Genomic DNA, 15,156 nt, shown 5'->3' on the forward strand with positions numbered 1-15,156 from the left:
AGGATTTGAACTTTGCAGATTGATTCCTAAAATGTGGGAACTCCCGCAAATTAAGATTTTACAAACAAATTCTGAAATTGTAGGAACTCATACTTTTAGAAAGTTTTTTCTAAAAGTGGAGATTTCTGATTTTTATAGCTTCTTAAAACTAGAAGCATAATAATTTTCACATTCATTTTACTTTTATTATAAAATTAACTTTTAAAAAACGGATTCTTACACCGAGTTCATGTTATTGGATAAGAATTTTTGTGAGGCAGCGGACTTTCCATTTTTGTAAAGCTGTCACTTTCTGCAGAAATCCAATTTTAAGAATAAATTTGTTTAGAGTTTTGAAGAAATTGGCGCGCCCAGAAGGAGTCGAACCTCCGACCTTCTGATCCGTAGTCAGACGCTCTATCCAGCTGAGCTATGGGCGCGTGGGTCAATGAATGTAAGATTCCAAACGAGAAAGATGCCTTTCAGGAATCGTAAGTCCAATTTTTTTTGCGCTTGTGTAATTGTATAGCAGTAATCCTGAAATCCCTAGATAAATCAAAATACCCATAAGATGAATTATATTTCCTAGCCAAGGACCAGCTACCGGGATCCAAGAAACTAAAATACTCGCTAAAAGAAATCCGAGAAAATAAAGAAAATTTAGGAAAGAAATTCCAGAATATTTTCGGACCGTTTGATTTTCCCAATAAAAAGTGAATCCAATTAACCAAGTTCCGAAAAAGGGTAAAGAAACTAAATAGACCAAAAACCTTTCCGATCTGAGAAATCGATTTGCGGTTTCGGGAAAGTTACGGAGAACCGGTTCGTATTTTTTTAAATATTTTTTGAAGTTCATTTTCCATCTCCGGGAAAAAAGGCAGAGTAGATTCTTTTTCTTGATACGCATTCCATGCCCCTAGTAGGCTATAACATAAAAATGCGATCCAGGAAACGTAACTGATAAAATCTGTAACAATCGGGTTAATTCTAATTAAAGATAAAATCCAACTAATTACTGGAAATTCTCTCAGAAACCAGACCACGGAATAAATAACAATAAAGGCACAGTTGAGTTTTAGCGACTGAAGAATATGGAAATACGCAAATTTCTGGGTTCTACGGAAAATCCAAAGAAACAACCAACCGAAGAAAGGAAGGTAGGAGAAAGCCGCGATCAAACCTGGAAGTTCTTCACTTTTCAAAATTCTCAATGTTTCTTGAATCAATTCCTGGGTTTTGAATCGTTCTGAGGACATAAGGTGAGAATTTAAGTTATTCAGTTAAAATGAAAGCAAAATCCGGAGACGCAGGGATTCGAACCCTGGGTACAGTTACCCGTACGACAGTTTAGCAAACTGCTCCTTTCGGCCACTCAGGCACGTCTCCATAGGTTGCAATCGGAGAAGGTAGGATTCGAACCCACGGTGGGATTACCACGACGGTTTTCAAGACCGCTGCTTTAGACCACTCAGCCACTTCTCCTGACAACGGAATTACTTTACCGCGAGAAAACCCCTCTGTGTCAAGGGAATTGTTCTTTGCGTTCTTGGATCTTTGTATTTCTTGGAAGCGGTTAAAGATAGAAATGAAAATTGATTCTGAAGGTCATAAAAGTCGTTCTAAAATACAAACTCACAAAAATAAAATTTTACTCAAACCTCGTTCTTGGGTGAATTTAGGTTATTCGATCGCAAATTCAGAAGGAGAAACTTTCTTTTTGAAAAATGCGATTCCGGGTGAAACGGTTGATGCGCTTTTTTTTAAAAAATCAGGTTCTTTATTTTGGGGAACTGTTTCCAAAATCCATGAGGTTTCATCGGAGAGAATCTCTTCCGATTGTAGCATATTTCCTCGTTGTGGCGGTTGTTCTTATCGTCATGTTTCTTATAAAAAAGAATTAGAGATCAAAAAATTTCTACTTCAAGAAACGCTCGAACGTTTTTTATCTAAAAAACATATTCAAATTCCTGAAATTGAAATTCTCAGCGGTGACCCAAACGGTTATAGAAACACGGCTCAGATTCAATTAGGATTTGCTGGGAACAAAAGGCTCGCTGGTTTTTACGAAGAATTTTCCCATTCTATTGTAAATCTTCCTGAAGAAGGATGTAAAAATTTACCTCAAGAAATGAATTCCGCTTTTGCTGAGTTTTTAAAACAGGAATCAAAACAGATTTCAAAATTAAAAACTCTTTCTTTTCGATTAGAAGGAACAAAAATTATTTCTTACAAAAAAAAGTCCGTAAGTTTTAGTGAAAACATTAGAATTCCAGAATTAAAAAAAATCGTTTGGGAAGTTCCGGCAGGCGGGTTTTTACAAGTAAATCGTTATCTCATTGCTACTTGGTTAGAAAAAATTTTTAAATTAGTTCCAAATAACCAAAATAGAATATTAGAGTTATATTGTGGATCTGGATTGATAGCAATTGCTCTTGAATCTAAAGCTAAAAGTTGGTCGGGTTACGAGATTTCTTCGGATTGTATTGAACAAGCCAAAAAAAACGTTTTACAAAACGGTATTTCATCCTGCAATTTTAAAACGTTGGATTTGAATATTGATTCGATTGATTCTACGGATTTGTTAAATTCTTCCTTTTGGATTATGAATCCTCCCCGAGCGGGACTTTCTAAAAAAGTTTTACAAACTCTAATAGAAACACGTCCGGATGGTTTTTTATATTCTAGCTGTAATCATTCTACTCTTATAAGAGATCTTTCTTTGTTTTTAAACAAAGATTATAAACTTTCAAATGTAACCTTGGTCGACTTTTTTCCAAGAACAAAACATTTTGAAGTTATTGTAAAGGTCGAAAAGGAAAATTAAGATTTTACTATTACTCAGAGTTCTATATTAGAGTTTTTGAAAGATAATTTTCTTTTCTTTTTTACTACTCAGAGCTATAAAATCCCTAGTCTTTTGCGCTGAAACAGGTTTTGCAATAAAATTTACGGTACTCAATTAGATAGAGGATCAGTAAGAACCTGCCCCTAAATATAAAGATTACAAAAATTTGATAATGGAAACTATTAGAAAGTTTATAAATGTTCAGATATAACGATTTTTGTGAGAGTTCCTGCATTTGTTAGAAATTTCTAAAAAATCTTCGTTTATGCTTTTTGAGGTTTGGCACAATTTTTAAACCGAATAGACAATGTAGTTTTTCTACTAATATTTTACACTCAAACTAGTTTTGTGATATAGATTCGTGGCTCTATTATATAGGAATCGGTCATGTGATATTGAATTTTTCAATAAATTTAATATCACATGACTGAGATCAAAAATTTGTTTTTACTGATAAGCTAAATTCTGTGTAAAAAGATTGGAAATAATTTTTTAAGTATATAAAATTCTATTTTTACTACTCATAACTATATAATAAAGTACCTAATATTTTACATAGAATCAGCTTTTTGCGATAGAATTAACGGTATTTAATTTTATAGAGATCAGTAAAACGAAACGTTATACTCAATCTTCTGATTTCTAAAAATATTTAAATCCTATATTCAATTTAAATTGACTGTGTATAATTTCATAAAAAATAACGTTATGTACCGATATTTGTATTTCGTTTTAAAAATATTCATTTTAATTTCTTTGTTACTACAATGTAAACAAGACCAGGAAGGCCCCAAGGATCCGTTTAAAGACTTATCTGAGGAAGAGATCATGAGCCTCGTTCAATTTTATAATATTGTTACCCCGAGATGTGGCGCAGACGTAGCAATTGCAAGAAAAATTGCGTCCTTTTCTTCCGATGATATTGAAGTGGTTTATTCATATTCGGGAGATAGGCCGATTACGATTTGTGGTATGGACAAGGGATTTGCTGAAATTACAATTCAAAAGAGCGGTAGATATAAAGTAGGTTCTATGAAAAGTGGTTATGGTAAAACTAAATGCGGGACTTCAACACTTTCTAGTGAAAGATATCTTGAAGTTTATTTAAATAATTATAATTTAAATCCGGTAAATGGAAGTGATGAGACTGGATCTTTTATTACTTTCAATGCAAGTCCAGGAGATAAATTTAAAATTAACCTCATTGAGAATTTCAGCGGAGTTTATTGTGCAAATTCATACGGTGGAGTTGCGGGAACACAAATCGAAAATTCGGCAGCAACCGGAATTTTACAAAAACTTTAATTTCGATTTATATAGAAATGATCTATGATATGGAAATAAGAATGTTGTAGACTAAGATAAAAATTTTTCATTTACTCTCATCGCAAAGCCGGAATTAGTTCCGGCTTTTTTATTTCCTTTTGAAATACGTTGTCATTTGAGTTGTTGAAAAATTCCATATTTCAGATTAACAAAATTGCTTCATCGGCTGTTTCCATAAAAGAAACTGATGGAGAATTAATTTTTCAACAACTCTATTTGAGATTTAATTCAAAAATATATAATAGAATACTAATGTTTTTATTTAAAACAGAACTTTAGGACTTTGGGGAAAAAATTCAAAGTACTAAATTTTATAGGGATCACGAGTAGTATTCGGATGTAAATTTTATTCAAGATTCTCTTAAATCTTTTTATTGTTTAGCAAGCTTACGGAACGATTTTTATTTTTTGCGTGTTCGTTCAAGCCGCTGATTTTACACAAAAATACGATTTAAAATCTATCATCTTTTTAAAGAAAAAAACTAAATTTTTATATAGGCCTTCATTTATGCAGGTTTCTTAAATTAATAATTAGGTTACGTATTCTTAAGCGGTATATATTTCTTTAGTATAATTTTTATTTATTAGTTTAATATTATATTCTTAAGTATTTATTACTCAATGGATTGAACCCTGTTACTTTTGTAGCAAGAGTTGTTTTTTTATAACGTATTTTATAAATCCTATTGACAGATCTTTTTTATTATTAGTGTTATTATAAAAAAACAAGGGTTGTGGATGATCAAAAGTTGATTTTTTTTCTTAAAACAGGTGGGGGTTGTCCGGACTCTAATAAGGAGAAATGCAAATGTTTAGAAAGATAAAATGGTTTATGGTTTTTCTGTTGTCGTTTGTTTTTGAAGTCGTAAGTTTAGCGGCTCAATCACAAGCCGAGCTTTTTGCGAGACCTGGAGTTATCGGTGATTCTTTGAGCCAAGGTTTTTTTGGCGCTACTGTGGAGAAAAAAACTCAACGCTGGGCTTATCCTATATTGGTTAGCGAACAGGCCGGTTCTTCGGTTTCGTATAATGTTCTTAAAGGACCTTGGATAAATTTTGAGAGTGTTCTACAAGGAGATTGTGGCCCCTTTTGTATTATAAGCTCTTTGATAGGAGGGAACGTTTCCACTGTAGATCTTCCTACAAACGTAGGAATTTCAGGAGCCGAATATAGTTCTGTTTTAAGAACTTCGGGTAAATGTAAAGATATTACTGCAATGAAATGGAAGAGAGAGTGGAATTGGTGGAGTTGGTTTTGGCCTTCTTATCGTTGGGTGAAAGTTAAAGATTGTCAAACTCCTAATAAATTTCATCGATTTGGTCTTCGTGATTCTGGTACTCAAATAGAAATTATGGAGAAGGTAAAACCTACTTTTCTTTTTGGAACTGCAGCAGGCAATCACGTGCTTTGTACTGTACTTACAACTTCTACTTCTTGTTTAGATGAAACACGATATAAAAAAGACATTCGTGAAGTAATGAGACGCTTGGCAGCAATTGGGAGCATTAAAGGAGGCGTTTTGTTTACGGTTCCAAATGTGACTACACTTTTCTTTTTGGATCGACATAGAGATTTCAAAGGAAGAGGGAATTTAACAGGATTAAAAGCGTTTTACCGTAGCTACGTAACTCATGAAGGTCAAGTTTTAGATTCGAGAGAAGTCAGTCAGATTACAAATTACTTAAGCATGGTGAACGATGAAATCAAAGCTCAAGGTGCAGCGATGGGGTTTGCGGTTGCAGATCTAAAAGTAGTCTTTGACGATTTGAAAGAAAACGGACGTCGTATAGAAAGCCCTAGTGGTTGGAGTCCGGGGCATGCTCGTGCGAGTTGGCCTTTACCAGGACAACCTGGGATTTTTAGCTTGGACGGTGTACATCCTAACATGTATGGACATGCAGTTTTTGCAAATGAGTTAATTAAAGCCATAAATTCTCATTACGGTTTTAGCATTCCTCAAGTTAGCGAATATACGGCTTGGTATTATGATAGTTTAAATAGAGATCCGATTGATCTAAAGAAATATCTAAAGGAATATACGATTGGAATATATATTTCTTGGATTCTTCAGGTCTTTACTTAAACGGGATCTATGAAATCCAAAGATATGGTTTTATTCAGAACTATATAACAGAACCCTGATTTTTTGTATTCAAACAATGTTTTGTAATAAAAATTCATGGTGTTTGGTTTTGTAGAACTCAGTAAAACCGGATTTTTCATTAAATTGATGTTATGCGAATTTTATTAAGAATGAAAAACTCATTCATGCAGGTTATCTAAAGCAACAGAAGAGTGTAATTGAAGATTGCCTAATGATATGTGATCTTTAATTATTTGGGGAGTTATTTATGAAATTCAAAAAAGAATATATTTTTATAATTTCTATACTTGCGGCATTTTTAATATTGTTCTTAATTTTTTGGCCTGAAAATTCAAAAAAACGAATTGTTTCGATTGCGGAAGAAAACAAAGTTAGCTTAAAAACAAAATATTATTCGGAAATGGATCCTTATTACCCGGACGCGCCTCATCCTTTTAATGAAGATCCAGATTTGGAAGCTCAGGTTAAAAAGTTTTGGCCAGAAGCGCTCCATCCTAAAAAGACTCCGGAAGAAAAAGAACAGATTAGAAAAGAATGGACGGACTTTATAGCAAGGTACCCTAAAAATATATACATTCCTTCAGAGTTTCGACCCCCTTTAACGGAAACAGAGGAAAAGAAAGCAAGAGAACGATTAGATACTTTTACGGATATAGAAACTAAAAATGCAATTGTATATTCTTTAGCGAAATACACGGAACCAGGAAAACCGCCAGAAGAACCTCCTTCTCAACCAAATGTAGATCCAAAGGAACAACACGCTTATTTTCAATATCGGATCGAAGAATTAGAGTCAAGAATTCAATTAATTGAATATACGATTCAAGAAGGAAGGTTAGAGTCAGACCAAGTTGAAACAGCGTATCAGGATTTAGAAGATTGGAAAAAAGAACTTTTGGAATTAAAACAGGTTCAAAGCCAGATTCCAGATTTTTAATTTCTTCCATTCATAATAATATTTAAGAGAGAGTTTTATGCGATTATTCTTAATTTGTATATTAATTTTATGGAATTGTGAGGGACCATCGAAACCTGAAATGTTACCTGTCCCAGAAGAAAAAAAAGAAATTCCGTTGGAACAAGTCCAAGAAGAATTAAACTCCGAAAACCCACAGGTTAGAGCGCAAGCTATTTTAGAAATTTCTAATAGAATGCATAAACCTTCTTTGAACAAAATTCGGAATTTACTCAAAAACGATGTCAGTCCGGTGGTTAAAGGAACGGCTGCGATTGTACTCGGGACCTGGAAAGATAAAATTTCTATTCCGGAAATTATAAAATTATTTTCTAAAGATTCTGGAGTTACTCCGGAAATTTTATTGGAAGCTCTTGCAAGAATGGCAGACCCTTCTTGTGCTAATGCCGTTCTTCCTTTTTTACAATCTCAGGATCACACTTTGAGATTAATTGCGGTTGATGTTTTGGTTCGTATAGGAGCCAATTCTGCCGGAGAAGCAATTCTCAATTTAGCCCGCAAAAATCAAGATCCTAAAATTGCAAAAACATATGCAATGGCTTTAGGAAAACTTAAAGTTCGTTCTGCGGAATCTTATCTGATAGAACTTGCAAAAACGGTAGAACCATCTCCTACGTTAGCTGCTACTTATCTTGCTCTCGGAAGAATCTCAAGTAAAAAATCAATTCCTATTTTAGTCCGTGGCCTATCTGGAGATTTTGATAAAGGAAGCGAAAACTCTATGATCGCATTGATCGAAATTAAAAGTTCAGCTGCGATTGCGTCTACGATTCCGATTTTAAAACATAAAAATAGAGACATTCGTTATCGTGCGGTAAACGTTCTTTCGGAAATTCCTTCCTCTGAAACAGGGCCTAAGGTTTTAAAAATTCTTGAGGAGAATGAGCCGAACTCGGTTGCACCTGCTGCTTTGGTTTTAGGTAGAATCGGTTTTAAGTCGGCGCGTTTATCAATTGAAAAAAGTTTTATAAATTCTCAATTACCCGATCGTGAAATGATCGGGAGATCTTTAGGTTATCTAGGAGATAAAAAAAGTATTCCAGTTTTATTGAATGTTCTTAAAGAATCGGAAGGAGAAGGCAGATACGGAGCGGCTTGGTCTTTGGGAATTTTACAAGCAATGGAAGTCTTAGATGATTTAATTGCAGCATCAAAATCCAAAGATTCCAAACTTTCTTTATTGGCTGTCGAAGCGCTTGGGTTTTTAGGATCTCCAAAAGCGCTTTCGACTTTGGCAGCACTCGCCGAAAAAAATCCGGATTCATCTTCCATTGTAGTTTCTGCAATTACTTCCATTCCGGGAGAAGAGTCTCGCAAAATTTTAGAAAATTTTGCACAAAAGAAAAACGTTTCTTTACAACAGGCTGCGATTTCCGGACTCGGAGAAAGAAAGGAGCGTGCTAGTGTTCCCGTTTTGATTAAAATTTTGGATGAAAACGAGGAAGTAAGTTTTAAACTTTTAATGTTTTCTCTTTCATCGATTACAGGAAAGAACTTCCATTCTCGGAACGAATGGTTGAATTGGTATAAACTCAACTCTAAGTAATCAGGTTTATGTTTCATTTTAAAGCGATCCTGTTTGTTTTAACTGGATTTATTTTTTTCATTTCGACTTGTAAGACGCCCCTTCCTAAAAACCCGTGGATCGTTCCTTCTCTTAAAGAAGATGAAAGACTATTTTTAGCTCCTTTGAAAGTTGATGAGTTTGTTTCTAAAGATTTAGGAGGAAGGCATTATCCTGCATCGAATGAACTCAGAATAGATCTTTTTAAACCTTATATTGAAAATTTAGAAGGTGGTTATTTAGGCGCCGGAACGGATCAGAATTTTACATTTGTCGCTTGGGCAAAGAGTAAGTATGTGTGGTTAATGGATTTTGATTATACGATTTGTCTAATTAACCGAATTCATCTTTTGTTTTTTAAAATGGCTCCTGATCCGGAATCGTATCGCGAGTTTTGGGCTCGAAAAAATAAACAAACCTCTTTTGAAATTATAAAGAAAGAATGGGGAAACGATCCAGAATGGCCTCTCATTCGAGAAGCTTGGGAAGTGGCTCATAGAGGTAAATCAGACGTTCCACAAAGATGGAATGAACTTGATCGAACGTTTCAAAGATTTGGTCTTAAGACATTTATTCATTCTAAAGAAGAATACGACTATGTTCGAAACATGGTTCTTCAAGGAAGGATCCAGATTTTGAAAGGGGATATTAACGCTGAAAAAAGTATGAGATCTGTGGCGGAAAGAGCCGCAAGATTAAACGTTCCGATTCGAGTTGTTTATCTTTCTAATATAGAAGATTATTTTTCTTACAGTAACAATTTTCGAGACAACCTGCTAAGTTTGCCCACGGATGAAAAAGGAATTGTTTTGAGAACGATGCAAAACGGAACCAAGGAAGAGTATGGATCTCCTGACGGAGAAAAAATTCCGGTGGATTATCCTTTACATTATAATATTCAGTCTTTGAAAAATTTACAGGATTGGATGTTAATATCAGGTCATCTTCATAAAGGAATTCTAATGCAATTTAGAACTCCTATTCAAAAAGGTTTTTCCATGATTAAAAGTGGACCTGCAGAAGTTTTGAAATGAAAAGTTTTATTTTTGGATTTTTGGTTTCTGTTTTTTTTATCTTAAATTGTATTTCAAAAAATCAAGATACAAATCGTTTGAAAATTGCAAACCGTAAAAATTGTAAATCCAGTTTTGGTCTTTATGTATTTACTTATGGAAGAAGTTTATATCCGGACCGATTTTTAAACGTAGAAGAAGATAAAGGAAGTCGCGAAATTGTTTATCTATTTTATCTGATTCGAATTCCTGGAAAAAATATTTTAATCGATTCAGGCTTTTTAAACGAATCTTATAGAAAAAAATTCGGTTTTATAAGTTTTGAAAACCCGGATCGTCTTTTAAAAAAATGCGAAATTGATCCGAAAGAAATTACGGATTTAGTGCTTACACATTTTCATTTCGATCATGCAGGAGGGATTTTTCTTTTTCCTTCTGCGACATTACACATACAAAACCACGATTTGGATCTTCTTAAAAAACAATCTTACTTTCCAAATCAATCCGTATATTTAAATTCTTTAATAAAAGCGAATCGTATTCATTCGTTTGATGGAACATATTCACTCTTACCGGGTTTACAAATTTTATTCACAGGTGGGCATACTCCCGGATCTCAGGCGTTGGAATGGATAGTCACTTCTGAAAAACAATTCTTATTTACTGGCGACGAATGTTATTTTATTGAAGAATGTAAAAATGGAATTGGTCTTACTAAAGAAGCCGCTTTCTCTTTAAAACGAAATCGTGATTTTATAGAATATATCCGAATCTTGGACGGCAAAGGAACGAAAATTCTTACGTTGCACGATCCTTCCATTTTACAGGAAGGAGAAGAAATCGTTTCAGGAATTCGTATTCTTGATTCTTTTTGAAAATGGCAGTGTGTCGATTTTATAGATTGTGATAAGATTCGATTCTTTACTGCGAAAAAAATTGAAGAAGTCTATTGTTGTGAGTATCTTATTTTAGGAACTTTTTTATTAAATGATCATCGCAAAACGATGATTTCATGAAGAAAATGGATATTAAGAATTTTATATTCAGGTTTTATAAAGCTTTTTAATTTCATAAGTCATTTTGGAAATTCGCTTTAGTTAATGTAATTCGGTATAATGCGAAAGGGATCGGCGTGATGGAAACTCAGCCATAACCAACCCCACAAGTTGAATAGGATTTTAGAATCAAAATTGAACTCAGCAAAACGCTTTCCTGAATTCAGGTCTTGCTTCTACAGTCGTTCAACAAATTGCGTTCTATTGAAATTAAAAACGATATGTTGTATCACGTTTCCTGCATATAGTTTATTAACCAGAACCCGGTTCGTCAGCTGACTGTGGCAAGCCGGATTCGCCCAAATTTTCTTACGTCGGACTTACGTTAATTAGAAAACCTGTTGAAATAAAAGCTCGAAGTAAAAAACTCCGAGCTTTTATTTTTAAAGAAAAATCGAATTTAAAAGACTTAATCTTTTTCGTAGATTTTTTTGATTTCTTTACCGTATTTTTCAGTGATCACATGGCGTTTCATCTTAAGAAGATTGGTTAATTCGTCTCCAACCTCGAAAGGTTTTTTGGCCAGAATAATATGCTGAACCTGCTCGAAAGATTTAAAGCCAGTTTTCGTGCTATTGTAGTTACGAACTTCCTTTTTGTAGAAATCGATCACTTTAGGATTTTTGATTATTTCATCGATTTTAGAAGAATCAATTCCATTTTCTTTACACCAAGCGGCTAAGTGTTCCATATCGGGAACGATAATTGCTCCTAAAACTTTTTGATCCTGACCGATTACCATGGATTGTTTGATAAATGGGGATTCATCCATTTTATTTTCAATTGGAACCGGTTCTACGTTTTCTCCGCCTAACAGAACTACTGTGTCTTTGGCTCTACCGGTTAGTGTAAGAGTTTTTTTGAAATTGATAAACCCTATATCTCCGGTATTCATCCAACCGTCTATGATGGTCTTTTTAGTGACTTCTGGATTTTTATAATAACCTTTCATCACTTGTGGACCTTTGACGAAAACGATTCCTTTTTGTCCCAATTTACCCGCTATAACTTCAAATTGATCGTTGATGTGAGTTAACACGTTCCCGTTTTCGTCTTTGATGATCAGTTCGGATTTAGGAACCAAAAAACCTACGGAACCAATGATCGGTTTTACAAAAGGTCTTACTGAAATTACAGGGCTTGTTTCTGTCATACCGTATCCTTCTAAAACGAGCATCCCTATATCGTTAAAGAAATTATCTACGTGCGATTGTAATGCCCCACCACCTGATAGGGATGCCTTTAATCTTCCTCCGGTAGCGCCGCGGATTTTAGAAAGAACGATCGTATCTAAAGTTTTTGCGTTGAAAACAAGTCCTAGACCCGCCAAAGAAAAGAAAAGCCAATTGGGAAGATAAACCCTATAAACAGGAAGAGTCAGATAAGCCAGAATTGAAATGGCGCTTAACGTAAAAGGACCTGTTAATAAAAGGATAATCAGGGATTTGATTCCGATTGCAAGAGATTTAAATATATTTCTCTTTTCGTAATCAACTTCTAATCCATTTAAAAATCTTCTAGAAGCATTGTAGTGTTTAGAAAAGAAATACGCGAGTTTAAATAAAATCCTGCGAATTGGAGGGGTTTGTTTTGGATCATTCACTTTATTGTAAATGTTTGCATAAACGTTTTCCCAAACACGAGGAGCGGAAGCCATAAAAGAAGGTTTTGCTTTTGCAAGGTCGTTTCTGAGATCGGCTACTTTTGTATAGTAGGTTTGAATACCGCTCGAAATAGCTCCGTATTCGTTTACTCTTTCAAATATATGCCAAATTGGTAATATAGAAAGCATACTATCCGTAGGTTTGATGTCCGTCAAAAGCATAGGAACTACGTGAACCATTTGATGGATCATATTAGAATGCATCAGCATTACACCCTTGGGCATTCCAGTGGTTCCCGAAGTATAAATGAGAGTGAAAAGATCTTCCGGTTTAATATCTTCGATCCTTTTTTCGGCTTTTTTGCTACCTTGGGCTCTAAGGGATCTTCCTTCTTCAACCAGATCATAAATTTTATGAATGTGTTTTCCTTTTGCGGCAGAAGACTTATCCATAATGATGATTGTTTCTACTTTAGGAAGTTTTGATTTAATCTTATTGTATTTTTCTAGCATTTTATCGTTTTCGATAAAAACGATTTTTGCTTCCGAGTGATTGAGAATATATTCTAATTCAGATTCGGTGACGTCTGTTCCTCTTGGAACATTTGCTGCTCCGGAAAATTGGATCGCATAATCCGTAAGTATCCATTCTAATCTGTTATCCGCCAAGACTCCGACGTGTTCTCTTGCTTTTAACCCCAACTGAATGAGCGCTTCCGCGAGTGCTATACCCATGTCGTAAAGTTGGTTATAAGAAGTTGGATGGAATTCTTTGTCTTCTCCTTTACTCCAAAATACAGGTCGATCTCCATATTTCTCGGTGGATTGTATCAACATATCCGCGAGGTTTTTATACATTTTCAATTCCTCTTAAGTGAGTTTTACCGAAACGATTTCGGTAGGTTAAAGGCTGATTAAACTAAGAGAGAAACGGAAAGAGTCAATCAAATTTTAGGAAGAGGTTTGGAAGGTGCGCTGCAAAAAGATGAAGGGAAGGGTCCGTCTATCTTTTAAAAGATAGACGGAGAGGAAGATATTATTGCTCTTCACCTGCAGGAGTAGAAGATTCGGAAGCGGGAGCAGCTTCTTCTTTTTTACTTTCTGCTTTTTCTTTTTTGGATTTTTTCGACTTCTTAGATTTTTTTGACTTTTTGGATTTCCTAGATTTCTTTCCTTTTTTCTCGGACTTAGTTTCTTTTGAACTTTCCGTTTGTTCGCTTGGGGTCTCTGAAGTTTCTTCTGCGACGAGTGCTGAGAATCCGGTTAAAGCCATCGCGGCGATCAAAAGTTGGATAAGAATTTTCTTAAAAAGGGTCATTTGTAAATTTCCTATTGAATAGAATGATTGATTGGAGAAGTCCAACATCCTCAGTAAAAATGTAAATACGTTTTTTAAAGAACGAAGTGAGAAGGATTCCATTTTTTACCCGAGGCGACGGCAGACTCTAATCGTTTGAGATATTCTTTTTTAGGAATTTGATAAGCTCCAAGACTTAGGGTAACTAGGTTAAGTTGTTGAGTATCAAACAGAGTAAAATGATCTTTTTTTAAAGTTTCAAATAAATAAAAGAGTCCTATTTTTCCAAAGTCCGGAATGAAGGAAAACATAGATTCACCGGCAAAAAAATTTCCAATTGCAATTCCATAAACTCCTCCACCTAACTTTCCGTTTTCGTCCCAAATTTCTAAAGAATGAGCATAACCAAGTTTATGAAATTCGGTATAACTTTTGATAAAAAGATCTGTGATCCAAGTATCTTCACCCGGACGATACGCACAACATCGCATCACCTGTTCAAATGCGCGGTTGAATGTGATCGTATAACGTTTTTGATTGATTTTTCTTTTTAATCGTTTGGAAACGTGTAGTTTGTTGAGATCGAAAATACTTCTTGGATCTAAACAGTACCAAAGAATCGGTTGATCCGACCAAGGAAAAATACCGTTTTTATAAGCGTATAAAAGCCGTTCGGGAGAAAGATCGCCACCAACCGCTACAATTTCTCGATCCCAAATGTGAGGGTTTCGAAAAAAATCGGAGAAGTCTTTCAAGGTTTGTTTCCTATTTTAAAATTTTCTAAAACTTTATAATTTAGGACTTTCATATTTTGTAAGACGGTAAAAGTGAAAAAGATTCTTCGATGGAATAAACCGGTCCGTTTGAAGACGTTTTAGAAGAATAGATATGAAATTCGGAAACTTTAAAATTGGAAGAAACAAAATTTGCAAATTCTTCCAAGTAAGTAGTTACTCTTGTCTCGTTCGAATTTTTAAAACGACCGATCGTAAGATGAGGTTGATAATTCTGTCGGTCTATGGAAAAACCAAGCTTGCGAATTCCGGAATCTAAGGTTTTATGAAGTTGCAAAAGTTCAACGGAAGGTTTTACAGCTGCAAAAAGAATAGAAGGAGATTTTTGTTTTCCGAAAGTTCCCACTGATTTTAAACCCAGATCAAATTCGGTAAAAGATATTTCCGAGCAAAAGTCAGATAAAATATCCAGACGTTCGGCGGATTGTTCACCTAAGAATACTAAGGTGATATGAAAGTTTTCTTTCGGAACCCATCGAATGTCCGGAAGACCGTAACAAATCGAAATTAATTCTTCTTTTATTTCTTCTGGAATGGAGATTCCGAGAAAAGTTCTCATACTTAAAGTTTATGATCCCTTTAGGTTTACGCAACCAGATT

13 protein-coding genes and 3 tRNA genes are annotated in these 15,156 nt (G+C 34.6%); 7 read left to right on the plus strand and 9 right to left on the minus strand.

The genetic code is table 11. The features are described from left to right. Window positions 1-342 precede the first annotated feature (342 nt). The 5 genes from LEP1GSC059_RS00635 to LEP1GSC059_RS00655 form a co-directional block, all read right to left on the minus strand. Window positions 343-419, minus strand: a tRNA-Arg gene (locus tag LEP1GSC059_RS00635). Between the two features lie 5 nt (window positions 420-424). Next, window positions 425-835, minus strand: coding sequence for a hypothetical protein (locus tag LEP1GSC059_RS00640; protein ID WP_002179417.1), 411 nt, complete (start codon window positions 833-835; stop codon window positions 425-427). Next, the gene (locus LEP1GSC059_RS00645; RefSeq protein WP_002179221.1) at window positions 789-1,235 is read right to left on the minus strand and encodes a hypothetical protein; all 447 of its coding nucleotides are present in this window, start codon (window positions 1,233-1,235) and stop codon (window positions 789-791) included. The genes LEP1GSC059_RS00640 and LEP1GSC059_RS00645 overlap by 47 nt, the downstream gene beginning before the upstream one ends. 43 nt (window positions 1,236-1,278) lie before the next feature. After that, a tRNA-Ser gene (locus tag LEP1GSC059_RS00650) sits at window positions 1,279-1,365 on the minus strand. Between the two features lie 12 nt (window positions 1,366-1,377). Next, window positions 1,378-1,461, minus strand: a tRNA-Ser gene (locus LEP1GSC059_RS00655). A 103-nt stretch (window positions 1,462-1,564) separates the two neighbouring features. Between LEP1GSC059_RS00655 and LEP1GSC059_RS00660 the strand changes: the two genes are divergently transcribed. The 7 genes from LEP1GSC059_RS00660 to LEP1GSC059_RS00690 all read left to right on the plus strand — a co-directional run bounded on the left by LEP1GSC059_RS00660 (window position 1,565) and on the right by LEP1GSC059_RS00690 (window position 10,682). After that, on the plus strand, window positions 1,565-2,803 hold the full coding sequence (locus LEP1GSC059_RS00660; protein ID WP_155243370.1) for a class I SAM-dependent RNA methyltransferase: 1,239 nt from the start codon (window positions 1,565-1,567) through the stop codon (window positions 2,801-2,803). A gap of 729 nt (window positions 2,804-3,532) precedes the next feature. Then, the gene (locus LEP1GSC059_RS00665; protein ID WP_036056756.1) at window positions 3,533-4,129 is read left to right on the plus strand and encodes a hypothetical protein; all 597 of its coding nucleotides are present in this window, start codon (window positions 3,533-3,535) and stop codon (window positions 4,127-4,129) included. A gap of 829 nt (window positions 4,130-4,958) precedes the next feature. Beyond that, window positions 4,959-6,233 (plus strand): hypothetical protein, encoded by a 1,275-nt coding sequence (locus tag LEP1GSC059_RS00670; protein WP_020980122.1) that lies wholly within the window; start codon window positions 4,959-4,961, stop codon window positions 6,231-6,233. A 268-nt stretch (window positions 6,234-6,501) separates the two neighbouring features. Further along, on the plus strand, window positions 6,502-7,191 hold the full coding sequence (locus LEP1GSC059_RS00675; RefSeq protein WP_004427851.1) for a hypothetical protein: 690 nt from the start codon (window positions 6,502-6,504) through the stop codon (window positions 7,189-7,191). A gap of 100 nt (window positions 7,192-7,291) precedes the next feature. Further along, window positions 7,292-8,776 (plus strand): HEAT repeat domain-containing protein, encoded by a 1,485-nt coding sequence (locus tag LEP1GSC059_RS00680; RefSeq protein WP_017215099.1) that lies wholly within the window; start codon window positions 7,292-7,294, stop codon window positions 8,774-8,776. Window positions 8,777-8,784: 8 nt separating this feature from the next. Continuing rightward, the gene (locus LEP1GSC059_RS00685) at window positions 8,785-9,828 is read left to right on the plus strand and encodes an LIC_10091 family lipoprotein (RefSeq protein WP_002179171.1); all 1,044 of its coding nucleotides are present in this window, start codon (window positions 8,785-8,787) and stop codon (window positions 9,826-9,828) included. Then, a complete protein-coding gene (locus LEP1GSC059_RS00690; protein ID WP_002179275.1) occupies window positions 9,825-10,682 on the plus strand; it encodes an N-acyl homoserine lactonase family protein in 858 nt (285 codons plus the stop codon). The genes LEP1GSC059_RS00685 and LEP1GSC059_RS00690 overlap by 4 nt, the downstream gene beginning before the upstream one ends. Before the next feature lie 589 nt (window positions 10,683-11,271). Here the strand turns inward: LEP1GSC059_RS00690 and LEP1GSC059_RS00695 are convergent. The 4 genes from LEP1GSC059_RS00695 to thpR all read right to left on the minus strand — a co-directional run bounded on the left by LEP1GSC059_RS00695 (window position 11,272) and on the right by thpR (window position 15,115). Next, complete coding sequence (locus LEP1GSC059_RS00695; RefSeq protein ID WP_017215100.1) at window positions 11,272-13,323, minus strand: AMP-dependent synthetase/ligase; 2,052 nt, start codon at window positions 13,321-13,323, stop codon at window positions 11,272-11,274. A 178-nt stretch (window positions 13,324-13,501) separates the two neighbouring features. After that, window positions 13,502-13,783, minus strand: coding sequence for a hypothetical protein (locus LEP1GSC059_RS00700; RefSeq protein WP_002179181.1), 282 nt, complete (start codon window positions 13,781-13,783; stop codon window positions 13,502-13,504). Window positions 13,784-13,857: 74 nt separating this feature from the next. Continuing rightward, complete coding sequence (aat, locus tag LEP1GSC059_RS00705) at window positions 13,858-14,517, minus strand: leucyl/phenylalanyl-tRNA--protein transferase (protein WP_002179308.1); 660 nt, start codon at window positions 14,515-14,517, stop codon at window positions 13,858-13,860. Window positions 14,518-14,566: 49 nt separating this feature from the next. Further along, the gene (gene thpR / locus LEP1GSC059_RS00710) at window positions 14,567-15,115 is read right to left on the minus strand and encodes an RNA 2',3'-cyclic phosphodiesterase (RefSeq protein ID WP_017215102.1); all 549 of its coding nucleotides are present in this window, start codon (window positions 15,113-15,115) and stop codon (window positions 14,567-14,569) included. Window positions 15,116-15,156 lie beyond the last annotated feature (41 nt).

The organism is Leptospira noguchii serovar Panama str. CZ214 (assembly GCF_000306255.2).
In the GTDB taxonomy this organism is placed as follows: Bacteria; Spirochaetota; Leptospiria; order Leptospirales; family Leptospiraceae; genus Leptospira; species Leptospira noguchii.

What these genes read in the sequence shown, in the direction of transcription:
- LEP1GSC059_RS00640 (WP_002179417.1), bottom strand. Translation starts at nt 835, where the DNA reads ATGAACTTCAAAAAATATTTAAAAAAATACGAACCGGTTCTCCGTAAC.
- LEP1GSC059_RS00645 (WP_002179221.1), bottom strand. Translation starts at nt 1,235, where the DNA reads ATGTCCTCAGAACGATTCAAAACCCAGGAATTGATTCAAGAAACATTG.
- LEP1GSC059_RS00660 (WP_155243370.1), top strand. Translation starts at nt 1,565, where the DNA reads ATGAAAATTGATTCTGAAGGTCATAAAAGTCGTTCTAAAATACAAACT.
- LEP1GSC059_RS00665 (WP_036056756.1), top strand. Translation starts at nt 3,533, where the DNA reads ATGTACCGATATTTGTATTTCGTTTTAAAAATATTCATTTTAATTTCT.
- LEP1GSC059_RS00670 (WP_020980122.1), top strand. Translation starts at nt 4,959, where the DNA reads ATGTTTAGAAAGATAAAATGGTTTATGGTTTTTCTGTTGTCGTTTGTT.
- LEP1GSC059_RS00675 (WP_004427851.1), top strand. Translation starts at nt 6,502, where the DNA reads ATGAAATTCAAAAAAGAATATATTTTTATAATTTCTATACTTGCGGCA.
- LEP1GSC059_RS00680 (WP_017215099.1), top strand. Translation starts at nt 7,292, where the DNA reads ATGTTACCTGTCCCAGAAGAAAAAAAAGAAATTCCGTTGGAACAAGTC.
- LEP1GSC059_RS00685 (WP_002179171.1), top strand. Translation starts at nt 8,785, where the DNA reads ATGTTTCATTTTAAAGCGATCCTGTTTGTTTTAACTGGATTTATTTTT.
- LEP1GSC059_RS00690 (WP_002179275.1), top strand. Translation starts at nt 9,825, where the DNA reads ATGAAAAGTTTTATTTTTGGATTTTTGGTTTCTGTTTTTTTTATCTTA.
- LEP1GSC059_RS00695 (WP_017215100.1), bottom strand. Translation starts at nt 13,323, where the DNA reads ATGTATAAAAACCTCGCGGATATGTTGATACAATCCACCGAGAAATAT.
- LEP1GSC059_RS00700 (WP_002179181.1), bottom strand. Translation starts at nt 13,783, where the DNA reads ATGACCCTTTTTAAGAAAATTCTTATCCAACTTTTGATCGCCGCGATG.
- thpR (WP_017215102.1), bottom strand. Translation starts at nt 15,115, where the DNA reads ATGAGAACTTTTCTCGGAATCTCCATTCCAGAAGAAATAAAAGAAGAA.